Below are 18,021 nucleotides of genomic sequence, written 5' to 3'. Positions count from 1 at the left end.
CCCATGGCGGGGGCGGGTAAAAGGCCTACCAGGGAATTTGCGTGACCGCCTGCCAGATGAGGCGCAGCGAGATCAGGATCAGAAGGATATCGAGCACGCGGCGGAACCCGTGATCGGTCATGCGCCCGAGGAAAACCTTGCCGATCGCGGTTCCGGCCAGCCCCGCGAGCGACAGGGCGATGATGACCCAGGCCCAGGCCCCGAAGGCGAAGCCAAGCGCGCCGAACACCACCAGTTTCAGGCCATGCTGCACCGTCATCAGCGCGGCGTGAGTCGCGACATGGCCGTGGCGCGGCAGGATCAGCGACTTGGTATAGCCAGCCACGAAAAGGCCCGTCGCGCCGAAGAACATCGTCAGGAAGGACGAGATCGCCCCCGTGACCAACGGCCAGGCCGACAACCAGCGCGGCGGGCGGGCCAGCACGGTCCAGATCACGAAACAGCCGATGCAAAGCTGGATGACCCAAGGCGGCAGTTCGACCACGACAAGGCCGCCAAGAATGGCCCCCGCGATGGACCCGACCGTGAAGGCCTTGAGCGCCGACCATTGCACGTGGCCCAAGAGCAGGCTCATCCGTCCGGCATTCGAGGCCAGCTGCACCGCCCCATGTACAGGGATAAGCGCGGCGGGCGGCACGAGAATGGCCATGACCGCGATCATCAGCGCACCGCCCCCGATCCCCAGCGCGGCGGTGATGAGCGAGGCGATGAAACTGGTCGCCATCAATACCCAGAAGCCAAGCGCCGAAAGGCCCTCGGGCAAGGTGGTGAGCGCCTCAAGCATGGCCAGAGCGCCTCATCGCCCCTGGGCTTCGGGGTTGATCATGTGGATCGGCTCCCCTGCCGCGAAAGCGACGATCTGGTCGTAGATATCGGCAAACTGGGTGTCCAACTCGTCCTCGGTGACGAAGCCGATATGCGGGGTGCCGATGAAATTGGGATGGTTGATCAGCGGATCGTCCGGGTCGGTCAGCGGTTCGGTCTCGAACACATCCACGGCCACGCGTCCAGGGCGACCGGCCTGAAGCGCCGCCAGAAGCGCCCCCGGCTCGACCAGCCCCGCGCGCGAGGTGTTGATGAAGCTGGCCGTGAGTTTCATCGCAGCCAGATCGGCGGCGGTGATCAGGCCCCGGGTTTCGGGCTTCAGCCGGACATGGACCGAGACGAAATCGCTGTCGGCGAAGAAGGCTTCGCGGCTGTCCGCCACGGTCTCGCCATCGGCCCTAGCTCGCGCGCGCCCGTCCTCCGAGGCCCACCAGACGACCTCCATCCCGAAGGCGCGGGCGTATTTCGCGACCTGCCCCGCGATCTTGCCGTAGCCGTATAGCCCCAGCCGTCGCCCGCTCAGCGACTGGCCGACGCCCAACTGCCAGTTACCAGCCTTGAGCGAGGCCATCTGTTGCGGGATCTGCCGCGCGGAGGCGAGGATCAGGGCAAAGGTCAGTTCCGCCGCAGCCACGGAAAACCCGCCGCCGCCCATCTTGGAACAGAGCAGCACGCCGTTGCGGGTGCAGCCCTCCACATCGACATGCGGATAGACCGAGCGCTGCGAGATCAGTTGCAGCTTCGGCAGACGGTCGAGCAGCGCGCCGGTGATCGCAGTACGCTCGCGGAACAGGACCAGGGCCTCGGCCTCGGCCAGACGCTCGGCAAGCGTGTCGATATCCTCGGTATGATCGGTCCAGACCGTCACGTCGTGACCGTCGAGCTTGGCGAAACTGGGCAGGGTTCGCAGGGTGTCGAACCAATCGTCGAGGATATGGACCTTCATCTTCGTCTCTTTTCAGTGACCTTTGGGAGGATGCGCGCGGGCGATGAGCGGCGAATAGACCTTGTCCGAGACCGGCACATCCCAGACGGCAGCCCCGCCTGTCTGCGCGAATTTTTCGACCAGATCGGGGATCGCGGCAAGGTCGGTGATCGTCTCGCCCCCCATCCCGAAGCCGCGCGCGACGGCGGCAAGGTCGGGACGGCCGAACACGGCGCCCTCGTCGGACAGGCCCTCGGCGCGCAGCTTGTGGATCTCCGAGCCATAGGCGCCGTCATTCATCACGATGGTCAGTATGTTCAGGCCATGGCGGGCGATGGTCTCCAACTCCTGGATGTGCATGAGCAGGCTGCCATCGCCATCGAACAGCACCACCGTGTCGCCGCGGCAAGCGACGGCGGTGCCCATGGCGAAGGAGATGCCGTTGCCGATGGCGCCGAACTCCCGGATCGTGAGGAACTTCTCCTGCGGGCGGGCGGGCATATGCGCAAAGAAGAAGGAACAATGGCCGGAGGAGTTCACCATCTGCCAGTCCCTGGGCAGCGCGGCGTCGAGGGCGGCGACCACAGCACGCGGGTCATGCAGGCCCGGCTCGATCTCGAAGGCGGTGCTGTCAGGCGACGCGGTGGCGATGCGCTCGGCCATCTCGTCGCTGCGCCACTCCGCCGGTCTGGAGGCCAGTGCTGCGCACAGCGCCTCGACCCCCAGCTTCGCGTCGGCGCGCAGATGCGCGTCGGCAGCCACACGGCCCTGCGACAGGCTGATCGGATCGGTGTCGATCTGGAGCACGCGGGCCTTGGGCCAGAGGGTGCCGCCATCGGCATTATGCCGCGCCAGCGAACAGCCCACCGCAATCACCAGATCGGCCCCGGCGAAGCAGTCGCGCGCAACCTCGTGGCTGAACCCGCCCGCGACGTTCAGGTTGAACGGATCGTCATGGAAGAGGCCCCGCGCAGGCAGGGTCGTGGCCAGCAGCGCATCGGTTTTCTCGGCCAGCATCCGGCAGGCCGCGCCGGCCTCGGCCTCGACCGCGCCCATGCCGGCCATCACGACGATGCGCTTTGCGTCCGACACAAGTGCCACCGCGCGCGCGATATCGTCGGGATGCGGCGGCATCGGCGACACGATGGGCGCAATCTCGGACGAGGGCGGTGGCAGATCCCCTGCCCCGGTCCAGTCGCGGTTCTGGAGGTCGAAGGGAATGCCCAGCACGACAGGGCGACGTTCCCGTGCCGCCTGGGCGAAGGCGTCGCGGATCGCGACGGGCATCCGGTCGGGCCAGTGGAGGCTGTGATAGGCGGCCCCCGTGGCGGTGACGAAGGGCGCTTGATCAATCGCCTGGTTGTACCAGCCGGATTTCAACGGCGCCTCACCCGCCAACACGACCAAGGGCAAGCGCGCCCGAACAGCCGCCGGAAGGGCTGTCATCAATTGCGTCAGGCCCGGCCCGCAGGTCACCGTGGCAAAGCCCGTTTCCCCGGTCTTGCGCGCATAGGCCATGGCGGCGGCGACGGCGCAGTGTTCGTGGCGCACGTAGATCATCCGCGTGCCGGCCTCGGCCAGTCGGGTTGCGAAATTCATGTTGGCATCGCCCAGAAGCGCGAAGCAGTCGCGCACGCCCTCTTGCGCGACGGATTTTGCGATCACATCAAAGGTTTTCACGACGCAGGCCCCATCAGGGCCGGATCGACCATCACCTCGCCCCGCGCGATCAGGCGCGCGGTGCGGATCAGCCCCGCCGATTGGAAGCTGGGGCCATCGCCATAGGTCAGGGTGACTTCCATCTCGCCCATCGGGTGTTCGATCAGCACGCGGGCGGGCGACGGTGGAATGGGTTTCACGACGCCCTCGGCCACCGTCCCCGGCATCAGCGCGCAGGAGGCGAGGCATTGCGAGCCGGTGACCGCCAGGGTCGGGTGCGTGTCCCACGGCATGAAATAGCGCGCCGCGAAATGCCCGTTGCCCTTGGGCGGCGCGATCAGGCCGATCTTGGGCGTGACGGACTTGGTCACATCGCCCATTCCCATCATCTCGCCGGCCTTGAGGCGGATCGCCTCCATCCGCGCGAAGAGGTCCTTGTTCTCGTTCAGCGCCTCGACCGTCTCGTAACCGGTCACCCCGAAATCCGCCGCCCGGGCGATCATCATCGGCATGGCGACGTCGATGCAGGTCACTTCCACCCCGTCGATCACGTCGATACGGTTGCCGGTCGGAAACATCGCCCCGGTCTTGGAGCCGACCACGTCGAGGAAGTTCAACCCCACGGGCGCCGCCGTGCCCGGCACACCATCGAGCGCGACATCGCCGCGATACTCGACCTGTCCGCCCGGTGTCTGCACCAGCGCCTCGACCGTTGCCCCGGTGTTGACCGCACGGATGCGCACCGGGGTTTCGCCGTCGCGCGCCTCGACCAGCCCCATCTCGATGGCCGCCGGTCCGACGCCCACGAGGATGTTGCCGCAGGTCGGCCCATAATCGACAAGCTCTTCCTCGACCGCGACCTGGGCGAAGAAATAGTCCACGTCGATGCCCGGCTCTTCCGATTTCGACAGCATGGCGGTCTTGGTGGTCACCGCCACGCCGCCGCCAAGGCCGTCGATATTGCGCGGGTTACCCGCGCCGACCACCTGGCACAGCACCTTTGCCAGCTGGTCCAGATCCTCGGGCAGATCCGCGCGCCGGAAATAGGGTCCGCGCGATGTGCCGCCACGCAGAAACCAGAAGGGAACGGGAGTTTGCGTCGTCATGGAAACCTCAGGTGAAGGGCCAGGGGAGATCGAAGAATTCCTGCAACAGGCCAGCCGGGAAATCACGGCCAAGCGTGCCCGCAAGGATCAGCATCAGGGCGATCCCGGCGCCGGTCAGGATCAGGGTCTGGACCCAGCCAATGCGCGCCCGAATGCGCAGGAAGGTCAGAAGGAAGATCGCCAGCGCGATGATGAAGCCGAAAAGCGCCGAGAGCCCGAGCAGAAACGCGAACCAGCCAAGCGTGGCCCATAGGCCATACGGGGCCGAGCCATCCTCGCCGCCCTGCTCGTTATCGGCAAAGAGCGCATGCGTTTCCGGCGCCCGGCGCATCTGCAAGAGCAGCAGAAGCGCACCGATCAGCGTGATGGTGCCGACCGTCAGCGGGAACACCTTGTCGCCGGTGTAGCGGATCGTGAACGCGTCCCAGAGCGCGACCGCGACATAGACCGTCAGCGCCGCCAGGAAGATCACCGGGGCGCGTTTTGCACCGGTGGGGGGCTGGTCATTGCCCAACACGTGCTTGCCCTGCTTGATGCCGATGAAGATCGAAACCGCGGTCAGGGCGAGGATCGACAGGACCAGGGGCGAGGCAATGTAGTCCAGCATGCCCTCCATCCCCGAGGAGCGCAGGCGCGCGCCGGCGATCTGGTAGACCTGGTTGGCGAAGGCCTCGGCCTGGTGCGACAGCACGAAGCCGATCAGGAAGGCCGGGCGCGAGAACTCGAACCGGCGCAGCAGGATGCCCAGCATGCCGATGCCCATCAGCGCCACCAGGTCCCCGAGGGACTGGCGCGACTGGAACGCCGCGAAGGCGATGATCATGAACAAGAACGGCGCGACCAGCGTGAAGCGGATCGTCGTCAGCTTGGCGATCTGGTTGGAAAGCAGGATGCACAGGCCCGCGCCCACGACGTTCGCGAGGGCCAGCGACCAGACGATCGTGTAGGTGATGTCGAGGTTATGGCGCACCATGTGCGGGCCGGGATCGTACCCCAGAAGCGCGATACCGCCGAGAAACACCGCCATGGACCCCGAACCGGGAATCCCGAAGATCAGCGTCGGCACGAGGCCCCCGCCCTCCTTGGCGTTGTTCGAGCTTTCGGGGCCGACGACGCCGCGGATGTCGCCCTTGCCGAATTGCGACTTGTCCTTGGAGGATTGCACGGTGAAGCCATAGGCGATCCAGTCGACGACCGAACCGCCGAGGCCCGGGATCACGCCCACCAGCACGCCGATGGCCGAGCACCGGACCGACAGCCACTTGTTGGCCCACCAATCGCGGATGCCATGCAGCCAGCCCTTGCCGAGGTCCCCGGATTCCGAGATCGCTCGGTCCTGGCGCAACAGGGCCACGATCTCGGGGATGGCGAAGATGCCAAGGCCCACGATCACGAGGCTGAACCCGTCGAGGAGGTAGGGAATATCGTAGGAGGCCATGCGCAGCGACCCGCCCGCCCCGGCCTCGCCAACCGTTCCTAGCATCAGGCCAAGGCCCGCGGCGACGATCCCCTTCAGCGGGATGCGCCCAGCGAGGATGGCCACCATCGACAGCCCCAGAAGCGTCACGGCGAGCATCGCCGGGATTTCGAAGGCGAGGATCAGGGGCCGCGCGATCAGGATGAAGGCGGTCAGGACGATCGCCCCGAGGATGCCGCCGAAGAGCGAGGATATGAACGCCGCCGACAGGGCGCGGGCCGCCTCGCCCTTTTTCGACAAGGGAAAGCCGTCCAGCACCGTGGCTTGGCTCGCCGTCGATCCAGGGATGCCAAGCAGCACACTCGCAAAGGTGTCTGATGTCGGCACCACCGCGATCAAGCCGACCATCAGCGCAAGGCCAGAGACCGGGTCCATCCCGAAGATGAAGGGCAGCACAAGGCTGAGGCCCGCGATGCCGCCGAGACCGGGAAACACGCCCACGGACAGGCCCAGCAGGACGCCCAGCACGAGGAACGCCAATTGTTGCGGTTGGAAGATCAGAACAAGCGCATCACTCAGCGCCGGTCCCGCCGTAGCGAGCAGCTCCATCACGAACATCCTTGATCAGGGTCGACCCGGGGGTCAGCAGGTTGGCAGGGCACATCGCGCCCGCCCCACCGAAAGAAGGTCGGCCCGCGCAATGGTCGCGCGGGCCGGAAGGGTAAAACACGTCAGTCGAGGGTGACGCCGTAGCTTTCCTCGAGCCAGTTGATGACGAACTCGCGGGCGCTGTCATCAACCTGCGTGCCAAGGCGGAAGGCCGCCTGCGCCGCCGCCCCCGTCATCTGCGGGTAATCGCCGAGCGTGGTTTCCGCCATTTCCGCGAAATCCGGACGCGCGATGATCTCGTTCAGCGCATCGGTATAGGCATCGACGATGGCCTGATCCGTGCTGCCCGGCAGGAAGATCATCTTCTGAGCCGGGAAGCCGGCGGTGAAGAACGCCACCCAGGCATCCCATGCGGGGCCCTCGGTTTCGCAAGCCGGCGTCGCCTCGCAGACCTCGGCGAAGGTCGGAATGTCGGGGAAGGTCGGATCGCGGACGATATTGCCTTCGTCATCCAGCGCACCCCAGGTCATCATCGGCACGGCCATACCGGCCTCGACCATCGGCATCACGGACCGCAGGTAGGCCGACGAGGTCTGGTAGTCGATATTGGCCTCGCCGCGCTCGAACATCAGGCGCCCGTCGCCGCGGCCCTCGATCCCGAAGACAGGCTCGACATTCATGCCAAGCATTTCCCAGGCCAGGTTGGCCACGAGGTCGAGGCGGGTCGCCCCCTGGCTGCCCCAGATGAAGTCGGTGTCCTGCAGTCCGGTCGCGTCCAGCCCGTCCATCAGGCCGGCCAGTTCGTCAGGCAGGTAGGCCACGCCGCCGGTGCCCGAGACGAGCACGACCTGCCAGTCGTTGTATTCGTAGCGCACGCGCGGATCGCCCAGCAGGTAGGGGAACTGCGTCGAGCCCGAGGTGCCGAAGATCAGCGTGCCGTCATCGGTGGTCTGTTCCTGGAACCAGTTGGCGCCACTGGTCGAGCCCGCGCCCGGACGGTAGCGCACGACGACCGTCGGGTTGCCCGGCAGGGCTTCGCTCAGAAGCGGGGCAAAGAAGTTCGCCCAACGGGCCGACCCGCCCGACTCCGAGAACGGGATCACGTATTCGATGGTCTCGCCTTCGAAGCTGACGCCGCCATGGGCCTCGGCAAAGGCGGTGCTCGTCATCGCGGTGCTGGCGGCCAGCATGGCCACCGCGCCGGCGATCCGGCGCGTGGTGGAAATAGTCATTCAGTAGTCCTCCCAGTTACAGCCGGGGGCTCCCTCCAGCGGCATCGGGACAAGCGCCCGTTACCGTCAAACCCGGCTTGATGCGGAAACCCTGACCTGCCAACCTTGCGCGAAGCTTTCGCCGCGTTAAGGAATCTCGTACCCATGCGGATCGTACTTATTGAAGATAATCAGAGCCTTGCGAAGGGGATCACCTATAGGTTGCAGGATTTAGGTCATGCAATCGACGTGCTTTCCGACGGTTTGGCGGCGGATGAGTTCCTGCGCGGCGGTGGCGGCGAGTTGGTGATTCTGGACATCAACCTGCCCCGCATGGACGGGCTTTCGATCCTGCGCGCGATGCGCGCGCGCGGCGATGGGCGACCGGTTCTGCTGCTGACCGCGCGGTCGGAAACCCATGACCGGGTCGAGGGGCTGGACGCGGGCGCGGACGATTACCTCGTCAAACCTTTCGCCATGGCCGAGCTGGAGGCCCGGGTGCGGGCGCTCTCGCGGCGGTTGGATCGCAACCACCGCCCTGCCCTGCGCCTTGGCCCCCTCAGCCTCGATCTCGACGGGCGGCAGGTGGCGATCGCGGGCGAGATCCATGCCCTGCCCCGCCGCGAGATCAGTGTCCTGGAATCGCTGTTGTTGGCCGAGGGGCGGATCGTGCCGAAACATGACCTGCTCGACCACGTTTACGGGACCGGCGCGGATGTCGAGGAAAGCGCGATCGAGGTCCATATCTCCAGGCTGAGGAAGCGGCTGAAACCCCATGGCGTGACGATCCGGGTGCGTCGCGGGCTGGGCTACGCCATCGGGCTCGTCGAGGATACGGCGACCCCATGACAAGCCGGTCACTTCGTCTGCGCCTGACGCTCATCATCCTGTTGCCCCTCATGGCGCTCGGCGCCGCGATTGGCATCTGGCAGGTCGAGCAGTCGCGCCAGACGGCCAGGGATGTGTTCGACCGTTCGCTTCTGACCACGGCGCTGGCCATCGTGGGCGACGTGGCGCGCTCGGGCGGCGACGCGATTTCCATCGAAACGCGCGACCTGCTCTCCGACACCTCGGGCGGGCCGGTGTTTTACCACGTCTATGCGCCCGACGGGGTCTACGTGACGGGATACTCCAGCCCCCCGGTTCCGCACAGCGAGATCATGCCCGCCGACGGGATCCAGTATTTTGACTCCGTCTATAACGGGCGCGCGGTACGGGGGCTGCGCCTCGCGGACCTTGCCACGCTGGACGGGATCTCGGGCACCTATACCTACACCGTCTGGCAGGAGGTGGCGGTGCGTGACGCGTTCCAGGCCCAGCTGATCTGGGGCACCATCGTGATCCTTGGCCTGATCCTTGGGGCGTTGGCGCTGGTGGTCTGGTTCGGCGTGGTGATCGGCTTGCGGCCGCTGGTCGATCTGGAAGATGCGATTTCGCGGCGCGGGCTGGATGACCTCAGCCCCATCCAACGCGCCGTGCCGGAAGAGGTGCAGGGCCTTGTCCGACGTCTGAATGCCCTGTTCGGGCAGGTGACACACGCCATGGAGGCCCAACGCACCCTCATTTCCAACGCCGCGCACCAGTTGCGAAACCCGATTGCCGGAGTGCTGGCGATGGCCGAGGCCGTGCGATCGGCCCCCGATGGCGAACGCGCCCGTGAACGCGCCGAGGACCTCGTCCTGTCGGCGCAACACGCCAGCGATCTGGCCAACCGGCTTCTGACGCTGGAACGCGTGCAATCGGATGCCGCGCCGTTGGACTTCGGCGACATCTCCCTGCCCCATCTCGTGCAAACGGTATTCCGCCCGCACGAGGCCGAGGCCGCGCGCCTTGGTGTGTCGCTTGGGTGCGATCTGCCCGAGGATCTGCCGCCCATCCCGGCCGATCGCGTCTTGTTGGGCGAGGCCCTGACAAACCTGATCGACAACGCGCTCAAGCACGGTGGCCCAGGTCTAAGCCGCGTCGACGTCTCCGCCACCGCGACGCGCGGGCGCGTGACGCTCTCGGTGCGCGACGATGGGCGCGGCGTGCCGCGATCCCAGCATGCAGCGGTTTTGGCCCGGTTCGGTCAGGCCGAGGCCGGCGACGGCACGGGCCTTGGGCTGTCCATCGCCGAGGCCGTGGCCGAACGGCATGGCGGCAGGCTGGCCCTGCCCCCGACCGAGCGCGGGCTGGCCGTGGACATCACCCTGCCGCTGACGCCTCAGCGCCCCACGGCATAGGCCTGCATCAGCCGCGGCGTCGCCGCGCCCTTGACCACGCCATCGGGGCGGCGGGCCACGGCGCACAAGCGCCCGGCCGCCCAGGGGGCCGAAACCTCCAGCCTGTGACCCTTGGCACGCAGGCCCGCGATCGTCGCCTCGGGGAAGGCCGGCTCGACCAGCAAATGCCCCGGCTTGGTGCCACGCGGATAGAAGCTCGCCTGCAGATGCGCGGTGTGGAACAGCGGGCCGTCGATGGCCTCTTGCAGGTTCATGCCGGAATGGATCAGCCGCAGCAGGAAGATCGTCTGCCACTGGTCCTGCTGGTCGCCCCCGGGGGTGCCGAAGGCGTAATCCGTGCCGTCCGCGCCCTGCGCCATCGAGGGCGTCAGGGTCGTGCGCGGGCGCGCGCCGGGCATCAGCGAACTTGGCAGCCCCTCGTCCAGCCAGAACATCTGCGCGCGGGTGTTGAGCGGCACGCCAAGGCCGGGAATGACCGGGTTCGACTTGAGCCACCCGCCCGAGGGCGTGGCCGAGACCATGTTGCCCCAGCGGTCGACCACGTCGATATGCACGGTGTCGCCCTTCTGGTTCGTCAGATGCTCCATCGTGGGCTCGCCGGCCCCGACGCCCGCCTCGGGCGTGGCGCGGGCGGCGCGGTCGAGGAACGCCTTGGCGAGCGCCTCATACCCCTCGATCACGCCGGGCCGTTGGTCGAGCGAGGCCTGATCGGTGATGTCGGCGCGGTGCGCGGCGTTATGGTCCGCCGACAAGAGCGTGTCGATGGGAACATCGCTCAGGGCAGGATCGCCGTAATAGGCCTCCCGGTCGGCGAAGGCGCGTTTCAGCGCCTCGGTGATCAGGTGCACCGCCTCGGGGCCGGTCGGATCCATCGCGGCGAGGTCATCCTCGGCCAGCATCTGGAGCACCTGCAGCAGCACCGGCCCTTGCGTCCAGGCCCCGCATTTCCAGACGGTCCAGCCCGCGTGATCGACGGCCAGGGGCGCTTCGTAGGTGGCCTCCCACTCGGCCATGTCCTGCCCGGTCAGCACACCCTTGCGGCGTTCGCCGGTTGCGTCGATCACACAGGCGTCTTGCAGGTAGGTGTCGATGGCCTCGGCCACGAAGCCCTGCGAATGGGCGCGGCGCGCCGCCTCGATCTGTGCCTCGCGCCCGCCCTCGGCGGCCTCGGCCTCTGCAACGAGGCGCTTCCACATCGCGGCGCAGTCAGAGTTGCGGAACAATTCGCCCGCCTTGGGCGCCTTGCCACCCGGCAGCCAGACCGGGGCGGAGGTTGGCCATTCCTCGCGGAAGACATCGGCCAGCCCGGCGATGGAGTCCGCGACGGCGGCCAGCATGGGGTGGCCGTGTTCGGCATAGTGGATCGCCGGGGCCAGCACCTCGGAGAGCGGCAGGCGGCCATGGTCGCGCAGCATCACCATCCACGCGTCGAACGCGCCCGGCGTCACGGTGGACAGCAGCCCCGAGCCGGGAATGATCTCCAACCCCTCGGCGCGGTAGTGGTCAATCGTGGCCCCGGCGGGCGCCACGCCCTGCCCGCAAATGACGATCGGCGTGTCGGCCCCGGCGGGCCGGACCAGGATCGGCACATCGCCCAAGGGGCCGTTCAGATGCGGCTCGACCACGTTCAGGACAAAGCCCGCGGCGACGGCGGCATCGGCGGCGGTGCCGCCCGCCTCCAGCATCTTCATGCCCGCGCTGGATGCAAGCCAATGCGTCGTCGCAACCATGCCGAAGGTGCCCTGCAATTCCGGACGCGTTGTAAATGTCATTGATCCTTCCCCTCCCCTGTCCCTGATTGTCGTTCGCGCAGCCGGATCAGCCGCGCCGCGATGGGCGCGCCCGAGATCACCAGCATCACGCGCGTCAAATGATGCACGATGACATAGCCCAGATCCGCGCCGACGATAATGGCGAGAACCGTCATTTCCGCCTGCCCGCCCGGCGCGAAGGCAAGGAACCCCTCGACGCCCGGGGCGAGGCCGAAGAAGACCACGATCTCGGTGAAAACCGCCGCGAGGCCCGCCAGGAGGATCACGAAGATAACCCCGGCGGTCACGTCGCGCCGCAACTCGTGCAGCGTGACGCCGACATAGCCCACGCCGATCCCGAGGCCGATCATGAACTGCGCCGTCAGGATAGCTTCGGCGGGCGGGCGGAAATGGATGACGTCGAGCATGGACAGAATGCCAGTCACAATCATCGGCCCGAGGATGGAGGCGCCGAACAGGCCGATCCTCTCGCCCCCCTTCCACCCGAGCAGGGCGGCCCCGACCATGATAAACATCTCGTGGAGGGGAAGCTCGGCCGCAGGCGCACCGATGGGATTGTCCAGCGTGACCCCGAACCCCTGCGTCAGGATGATGGGCGCCAGCGTCACGATGATCAGCACCCGCGTCGCGTGGATCAGCGACAGCGCGCGCACGTCGCCCCCGGCCTCGGCGCCGAAAATCACCATGTCCTGCAATCCACCGGGCATGGAGGCATACCAGCTTGTCGCCCAGTCGAAGCCGTAGACTTTGCGAAAGAACGGAACTCCGACCAGCCCGATCGCCGTGATGTAGAGCGGGATAAGCGCAACCGAGGCCGCCATTTGCGGCAAGCGCCCGACGACCTCGGGCGTGATCGAGGCACCCACCGCCACGCCAAGGATCGTCCGTGCGCCTACCGAGATCTGACCCAGCCCTTTTAGCGGCGCGCCGATCAGCGCGCCGACAAGGCAGGCCGCCATCGGGCCGAATAGAAACGGCAGGGGCAGTCCGAAGATCCAGAAGGCGAAGGCGCCGACGCCCGCCATGCCCAGGGTCAGAGCGCGCCGTTTCAGGATCGGGATGTCAGGCTGGGGCATGTCGGACCTTTGGCAACTCCCTCTTGCATATGCGTGTATCCAGCCGTATGCAATCGCGAACATGAACGGAATTGCCATGGCACAGGACGCCCAACAGCAGGACAGCTCTCAGGGTCACGACACCTATGCCCGACTCCTCTCGGAGATCCGGCATGGACGGCTGTCGCCCGGTGACCGGCTCACCGAGACGGAGCTTGCCGCGCGCCTCGGTACGTCGCGCACACCCGTGCGCGAGGCGATCCGCCTGCTGGAAGCCGATGGGCTGGTCGTGCACACCCCGCGCGTCGGCGCCGTGATCCGTCAGCTCGACTACGCCGAGATCACCGAGCTTTACGAGATGCGCGGCGTGCTGGAGGGGACGGCCGCCCGCTTCGCCGCCCGCGCCGCCTACCCGTCCGAGATCGACGAGATGGAGGCGATCAACGCCGAGATGGCCGCCAGCCTGTCGAATGTCGATCAGCTTTACGAGGCGAACCGGCAGTTCCACGACATCCTGCGCAATGCCGCGCGCAACCGGTTCCTGCTGCGGGCGGTCGAGGCGGTTCAGAAGACGCTGCTGATCCTCGGCCCCTCGACCATGGAGGAAGGCAGCCGCGCCGAGGCCGCCGTGGCCGAACATGCCGCCCTGATCGCGGCCCTGCGCGCGCGGGACGGAGACGCCGCCGAAGCGGCGATGCGCGCCCATATCGAGGCCGCCCACAAGGCGCGCCAGATCCAACTGAGGAAGGGAGGCCCTGCGTGAGCCAGCTCGACCAGACCCATTGGGACCTTGTGATCGTGGGCGGCGGCAACGCGGCCCTCTGCGCCGCGATCGAGGCCGCTGAGGCCGGGATGCGCCCGCTGATCCTCGAAGCCGCGCCGAAACCCTATCGCGGCGGCAACTCCCGCCACACGCGGAACTTCCGCTGCATGCATCACGGCCCCCTGTCGGTCCTGACCGGAACCTATGACGAGGAGGAGTATTTCGACGACCTTCTACGCGTGACCAAGGGCGAGACCGACGAACACCTCGCCCGGCTTGCCATCCGCACCAGCGAGGACTGCCTGCCCTGGATGGAGGCGCATGGCGTTGCCTTCCAGCCGTCCCTGTCCGGCACGCTGTCGCTCTCGCGAACCAACGCGTTCTTCCTTGGTGGCGGCAAGGCCTTGGTGAACGCCTATTACAACACCGCCGAGGACCTCGGCGTCACCGTCGCCTACGAGGCCGAGGTGACCCAGATCCATGTGCAGGATGACCGGTTCGAGGGTGTGACCGCCAGGATCGGTGGCGAAGACATGCGGATCGAAGGCAAGGGGCTGATCCTCGCCTCGGGCGGGTTTCAGGCCGATCTCGATTGGCTGGCCCGGGCCTGGGGACCGTCGGCCAAGAATTTCCTGATCCGGGGCACCCCCTATAATCGCGGCGTGCCGCTGAAACAGATGCTGGACAAGGGCGCGGACAGCGTGGGCGACCCGACGCAATGCCATGCCGTCGCCATCGACGGACGCGCGGCCAAGTTCGATGGCGGCATCGTCACGCGGCTCGACTGTGTGCCCTTCTCTGTCGTGGTGAACCGCGACGGGGACCGCTTCTACGACGAAGGCGAAGATGTCTGGCCCAAGCGCTACGCGATCTGGGGGCGGCTTGTGGCGGCGCAGCCCGACCAGGTGGCCTACGCGATCATCGACGCCAAGTCGCTGGAACTGTTCATGCCCTCGGTCTACCCGCCCGAGAAAGCCGACACTCTGGAGGGCCTCGCACAAAAACTGGGCCTGCCGGGCAACAAGCTGCGCGAGACGGTCGATGCCTTCAACGCCGCCTGCCAGCCGGGCGCGTTCCACCCGACCGAGCTGGACGGCCTGGCGACCGATGGGTTGGAACCGCCCAAGACCAACTGGGCCAGGCCCATCACCGAACCGCCCTTTTACGGCTATTCGCTGCGCCCCGGGGTGACCTTCACCTATCTCGGCCTCAAGGTCGACGACACGGCCCGCGTGTCGGGCCCGCATGGCCGCTTCGCCAATATCTGGGCCGCGGGCGAGATCATGGCGGGGTCGATCCTTGGCCAGGGCTATCTCGCCGGGTTCGGCATGACCATCGGCACGGTCTTCGGACGCATCGCAGGACAGGAGGCCGCGCGCCATGTTTGACCAAGCCCCCAAGCTGAGTGCGACCGAGGAAGCGCGCCGCCAGATCGAGATCTGCAATGCCTGCCGCTATTGCGAGGGCTATTGCGCCGTCTTCCCCTCGGCCTTTTCGCAGCGCGCCTTTTCCGATGGCGACATCACGCAACTGGCCAGCCTCTGCCACAACTGCCGGGGCTGCTACTACGCCTGCCAATATACCGAGCCGCATGAATTCGCGCTGAACCTGCCGCAGGCCCTGGCCGAGGTGCGCGTCGAAAGCTGGGAACGTTTCGCCTGGCCCGGCGCCTTCGCGCGCATCTTTCAGCAATCCGGCGCGGCGCTGTCGGCGGCGCTGGTGATCGGCATCGCGGCGCTGTTCTGGGCGTTGACGGCCCTGGCCCCGGAAAGCGGTGAAGGGTTCTATGCCTATCTCTCGCACAGCGCGATGGTGGCGATCTTCCTGCCCGCCTTTCTGCTGCCGCTGGCGGCCATCGGGATCGGCTTGCGCCGATACTGGACCGAGGTCGGGGGCGCGCGCATCCGCTGGCCGCATCTGAAAGAGGCCCTGATCGACGGCGCGAAACTGAAAAACCTGTCCGGCGGGGCCGCCGAGGGCTGCAACTTCGAGAAGGGCGACCGCTACTCGCAGGGTCGCCGCCACGCCCATCAGGCCGTGTTCTGGGGGTTCATGCTGTGCTTTGCCTCCACCTCGTCGGGCACCGTCCTGCATTACGTCTTCGACATGCAAGCGCCCTACGGGCTCTTCAGCCTGCCGAAACTGCTTGGGGTGCCGGGGGGCATCCTGCTGGTGCTGGGGGCGGGCCTGTTGATCCGTCTGAAGCTGAAGGCCGATGCAAAGCTGGGCGCCCCGCGCGTCTGGGGCGGTGAGATGGCCTTTGTCGCGCTTCTGGGGCTCACCGGGCTGAGCGGGCTTGTCCTCTACGCCGCGACGGGAACTGCGCTGGTTGCGCCGCTTCTGGCCTTGCACCTCGGAACGGTGCTGACCTTCTTCCTGACGACGCCCTATTCCAAGATGGTGCACGGGTTCTACCGCATGGCGTCGCTGGTGCGCGATGCCCAGAGGAAAGAGGCATGAGCGGCCCGCGCCTTCTGCTGATCGACGGCGACGGGATCGGGCCCGAGATCGTCGCGGCCACGCGCGAAGTTCTTGCTGCCGCGAGCGATAAATTCGGCTTGGGCCTGGCATTCGAGACTGCCGTGATCGGGTTCGACGCGCTCAGGACCGAGGGCGCGACGATCAGCGAGGCCACCATCGAGGCCGCGCGGAACGCGGACGGGATCGTGCTTGGCCCGGTCTCGCATAACGACTATCCGCCTGCGTCCGAGGGCGGGTTGAACCCCTCGGGTGTGCTGCGCAAGCGGCTGGACCTGTTCGCCAATATCCGGCCCGCCGCAACCCGCCCGTTCCTGCCACATCCCAGCAGCACTGGCTTCGACCTGATCACCGTTCGCGAGAATACCGAAGGGTTCTACGCCGACCGGTCGATGCATGCCGGTCCGGGCGAGATCATGCCCGACCCGGACATGGCGCTGGCGATCCGCAAGATTACCCGAACGGCCTGCCGCCGCATCGCCGAGGCCGCGTTCGACCTCGCCGCCACGCGCCCGGCCCGGCACGTGACCGCCGTACACAAGGCGAATGTCCTGCGCCTGTCCGACGGAGTTTTTCTAGAAGAATGCCGCAAGCTGGCCGAGGCCAATCCGGCGATCCACTACGACGAGGTTCTGGTGGATGCGATGGCCGCCTATCTGGTGCGCGATGCCTCGCGCTATGACGTGATCGTCACGACAAACATGTATGGCGATATCCTGTCGGACCTGGCCGCCGAGCTGTCCGGCAGCCTTGGCCTCGCCGCCTCTTTGAATGCGGGCACGGATCACGCCATGGCACAGGCGCAGCATGGGTCGGCCCCGGACATCGCCGGCAAGGGGTTGGCAAACCCGGCCTCGCTGATCGGATCGGCCGCGATGCTGCTCGATTGGCTAGGGCAGCGACGCGCTGATGGTGCCTTGGCAACGGCCGCTGCCGCGATCGGCCAGGCGCTGGACGCGGGCCTGTCGGACCCGGCAACCCGCACGCCGGACCTAGGCGGCTCGGCCACGACGGCGGAGATGACGCAGGCGGTGATTGCCGCGCTCTAGCCGCGCCGCGCCTTGGCGACCGCCGCGACCGTGGCGGGCAGATCCCCCTCGACAATGGCACCGGAGCCAACGCGGCCCTGGCCGGCCTGAACCGATGCAATCGCGCGGGGCAAATCCCCGACCAGCCCAAGCTCATCCAAGGTCGCGCCGCTTTCGATCATTTCGGCGGCGCGGCGGGCGCCATGGGTCAGGGTTCTTTCGAAATTGTATTCCGCGAGGCGTTCCAGGTCCAACTGCGGATAGCTTTTGGCGAGGCTCTGGACGACCTCGTCGAAACAGCCCGCGGTTTGTGCGGCAATCATCATTTCGACCGTGATCGCCTCCAGCCCTTTGACAAAGACCGAACGGACCATCTTGATCGAACTGGCCGCGCCGACCTCGCCACGGACCACGCTCGGCGCCATGGGCAGGCCCTGCAAGAGCGGTGCGGCGTCAGACGCGTGTCGACCGGAAATCAGCAAGGGCACGAGGTTGAGCTTGGGATGGACCGGCGCCATCACCGCCACGTCGACATAGCGGCCACCGGCCTGCGTGATGACCTCGGCCGCCTTGCGCTTGGTGCCGGGCGAGCACGAATTGCAATCAAACCAATAGGTTCCGGCAGCGATGCCTTCCTTTGCAGCGGTCTGGGCCGCGACGAGCGCCTGGTCTGCGGTCACGAAGCTGAAGATCACCTCGGCGTCTTGGGTCGCGGCGCCGCTGCTGTCGCACACGCGCACGGCAAAGCGTGCGCCCCGGTCGTTGATCTCCTCCGCCGTGCGCGCGTCGGTCGACTTGATGTCGAAAACACTCACCTCGCCGGGCAGTGACCCACCCCAGCCTTCGAGAACCGCAGAGGTCGCTTCGCCGAAGCCGATAAAGGCGATCTTCATGAATGCTCTCCTGTCCCGCTTATCACGCAGCTTGGCACTGCGCGCCGGGGCCGTCCAA

General features: G+C 67.0%; 15 protein-coding genes. 6 read left to right on the top strand and 9 right to left on the bottom strand.

Annotated elements, in window-relative coordinates; all coding sequences use genetic code 11:
* Positions 1 to 25 precede the first annotated feature (25 nt).
* From KUV65_RS02500 to KUV65_RS02475, 6 genes are all read right to left on the bottom strand, one after another.
* On the bottom strand, positions 26 to 784 hold the full coding sequence (locus KUV65_RS02500; protein WP_222187281.1) for a sulfite exporter TauE/SafE family protein: 759 nt from the start codon (positions 782 to 784) through the stop codon (positions 26 to 28).
* 12 nt (positions 785 to 796) lie between these two features.
* Positions 797 to 1,771, bottom strand: coding sequence for a D-2-hydroxyacid dehydrogenase family protein (locus tag KUV65_RS02495; protein WP_222187280.1), 975 nt, complete (start codon positions 1,769 to 1,771; stop codon positions 797 to 799).
* 12 nt (positions 1,772 to 1,783) lie between these two features.
* Positions 1,784 to 3,430, bottom strand: a complete 1,647-nt coding sequence (locus tag KUV65_RS18170) for a thiamine pyrophosphate-binding protein (protein WP_222187279.1) — start codon at positions 3,428 to 3,430, stop codon at positions 1,784 to 1,786.
* The gene (locus KUV65_RS02485; protein ID WP_222187278.1) at positions 3,427 to 4,515 is read right to left on the bottom strand and encodes a 4-oxalomesaconate tautomerase; all 1,089 of its coding nucleotides are present in this window, start codon (positions 4,513 to 4,515) and stop codon (positions 3,427 to 3,429) included. The genes KUV65_RS18170 and KUV65_RS02485 overlap by 4 nt, the downstream gene beginning before the upstream one ends.
* A 7-nt stretch (positions 4,516 to 4,522) precedes the next feature.
* A complete protein-coding gene (locus tag KUV65_RS02480; protein WP_222187277.1) occupies positions 4,523 to 6,541 on the bottom strand; it encodes a tripartite tricarboxylate transporter permease in 2,019 nt (672 codons plus the stop codon).
* 122 nt (positions 6,542 to 6,663) lie between these two features.
* Positions 6,664 to 7,773, bottom strand: a complete 1,110-nt coding sequence (locus KUV65_RS02475; protein WP_222187276.1) for a tripartite tricarboxylate transporter substrate-binding protein — start codon at positions 7,771 to 7,773, stop codon at positions 6,664 to 6,666.
* 144 nt (positions 7,774 to 7,917) lie between these two features.
* Here KUV65_RS02475 and KUV65_RS02470 point away from each other — a divergent pair, with 144 nt between their 5' ends.
* On the top strand, positions 7,918 to 8,601 hold the full coding sequence (locus KUV65_RS02470; RefSeq protein ID WP_222187275.1) for a response regulator transcription factor: 684 nt from the start codon (positions 7,918 to 7,920) through the stop codon (positions 8,599 to 8,601).
* Complete coding sequence (locus KUV65_RS02465) at positions 8,598 to 9,974, top strand: sensor histidine kinase (protein WP_222187274.1); 1,377 nt, start codon at positions 8,598 to 8,600, stop codon at positions 9,972 to 9,974. Before KUV65_RS02470 ends, KUV65_RS02465 begins: the two co-directional genes overlap by 4 nt.
* Here KUV65_RS02465 and KUV65_RS02460 read toward each other — a convergent pair.
* Both KUV65_RS02460 and KUV65_RS02455 read right to left on the bottom strand, forming a co-directional pair.
* Positions 9,956 to 11,746, bottom strand: coding sequence for a gamma-glutamyltransferase family protein (locus KUV65_RS02460; RefSeq protein ID WP_222187273.1), 1,791 nt, complete (start codon positions 11,744 to 11,746; stop codon positions 9,956 to 9,958). The genes KUV65_RS02465 and KUV65_RS02460 overlap by 19 nt on opposite strands.
* Positions 11,743 to 12,822: an AbrB family transcriptional regulator gene (locus tag KUV65_RS02455; protein WP_222187272.1), complete on the bottom strand. Its 1,080-nt coding sequence runs from the start codon at positions 12,820 to 12,822 to the stop codon at positions 11,743 to 11,745. The genes KUV65_RS02460 and KUV65_RS02455 overlap by 4 nt, the downstream gene beginning before the upstream one ends.
* 76 nt (positions 12,823 to 12,898) lie before the next feature.
* Between KUV65_RS02455 and KUV65_RS02450 the strand changes: the two genes are divergently transcribed.
* Genes KUV65_RS02450 through KUV65_RS02435 form a run of 4 tightly spaced genes read left to right on the top strand, consistent with a single transcriptional unit; the run spans position 12,899 to position 17,091 of the window.
* Complete coding sequence (locus KUV65_RS02450) at positions 12,899 to 13,564, top strand: GntR family transcriptional regulator (RefSeq protein WP_222187271.1); 666 nt, start codon at positions 12,899 to 12,901, stop codon at positions 13,562 to 13,564.
* Positions 13,561 to 14,952: an FAD-dependent tricarballylate dehydrogenase TcuA gene (gene tcuA, locus KUV65_RS02445; RefSeq protein WP_222187270.1), complete on the top strand. Its 1,392-nt coding sequence runs from the start codon at positions 13,561 to 13,563 to the stop codon at positions 14,950 to 14,952. The genes KUV65_RS02450 and tcuA overlap by 4 nt, the downstream gene beginning before the upstream one ends.
* The gene (tcuB, locus tag KUV65_RS02440) at positions 14,945 to 16,024 is read left to right on the top strand and encodes a tricarballylate utilization 4Fe-4S protein TcuB (protein ID WP_222187269.1); all 1,080 of its coding nucleotides are present in this window, start codon (positions 14,945 to 14,947) and stop codon (positions 16,022 to 16,024) included. The genes tcuA and tcuB overlap by 8 nt, the downstream gene beginning before the upstream one ends.
* Entirely contained in the window at positions 16,021 to 17,091 is a 1,071-nt protein-coding gene (locus KUV65_RS02435; protein ID WP_222187268.1) for an isocitrate/isopropylmalate dehydrogenase family protein, read from the top strand. The genes tcuB and KUV65_RS02435 overlap by 4 nt, the downstream gene beginning before the upstream one ends.
* Here KUV65_RS02435 and KUV65_RS02430 read toward each other — a convergent pair.
* A complete protein-coding gene (locus KUV65_RS02430; protein ID WP_222187267.1) occupies positions 17,088 to 17,963 on the bottom strand; it encodes an NAD(P)-dependent oxidoreductase in 876 nt (291 codons plus the stop codon). The two genes, KUV65_RS02435 and KUV65_RS02430, sit on opposite strands and share 4 nt — an antisense overlap.
* Positions 17,964 to 18,021: the final 58 nt, after the last annotated feature.

It is taken from the genome of Maritalea mobilis (genome assembly GCF_019800885.1).
Lineage (GTDB): Bacteria > Pseudomonadota > Alphaproteobacteria > Rhodobacterales > Rhodobacteraceae > Roseibacterium > Roseibacterium beibuensis.
Note: the sequence above shows the minus strand (reverse complement) of the source record. Positions and strands in the feature narration are given on the sequence as shown.

Bases quoted from the DNA above. Each gene is read 5' to 3' on its own strand.
- KUV65_RS02500 (WP_222187281.1), bottom strand. From the start codon at position 784: ATGCTTGAGGCGCTCACCACCTTGCCCGAGGGCCTTTCGGCGCTTGGC.
- KUV65_RS02495 (WP_222187280.1), bottom strand. From the start codon at position 1,771: ATGAAGGTCCATATCCTCGACGATTGGTTCGACACCCTGCGAACCCTG.
- KUV65_RS02485 (WP_222187278.1), bottom strand. From the start codon at position 4,515: ATGACGACGCAAACTCCCGTTCCCTTCTGGTTTCTGCGTGGCGGCACA.
- KUV65_RS02480 (WP_222187277.1), bottom strand. From the start codon at position 6,541: ATGGAGCTGCTCGCTACGGCGGGACCGGCGCTGAGTGATGCGCTTGTT.
- KUV65_RS02475 (WP_222187276.1), bottom strand. From the start codon at position 7,773: ATGACTATTTCCACCACGCGCCGGATCGCCGGCGCGGTGGCCATGCTG.
- KUV65_RS02470 (WP_222187275.1), top strand. From the start codon at position 7,918: ATGCGGATCGTACTTATTGAAGATAATCAGAGCCTTGCGAAGGGGATC.
- KUV65_RS02465 (WP_222187274.1), top strand. From the start codon at position 8,598: ATGACAAGCCGGTCACTTCGTCTGCGCCTGACGCTCATCATCCTGTTG.
- KUV65_RS02460 (WP_222187273.1), bottom strand. From the start codon at position 11,746: ATGACATTTACAACGCGTCCGGAATTGCAGGGCACCTTCGGCATGGTT.
- KUV65_RS02455 (WP_222187272.1), bottom strand. From the start codon at position 12,822: ATGCCCCAGCCTGACATCCCGATCCTGAAACGGCGCGCTCTGACCCTG.
- KUV65_RS02450 (WP_222187271.1), top strand. From the start codon at position 12,899: ATGGCACAGGACGCCCAACAGCAGGACAGCTCTCAGGGTCACGACACC.
- tcuB (WP_222187269.1), top strand. From the start codon at position 14,945: ATGTTTGACCAAGCCCCCAAGCTGAGTGCGACCGAGGAAGCGCGCCGC.
- KUV65_RS02435 (WP_222187268.1), top strand. From the start codon at position 16,021: ATGAGCGGCCCGCGCCTTCTGCTGATCGACGGCGACGGGATCGGGCCC.
- KUV65_RS02430 (WP_222187267.1), bottom strand. From the start codon at position 17,963: ATGAAGATCGCCTTTATCGGCTTCGGCGAAGCGACCTCTGCGGTTCTC.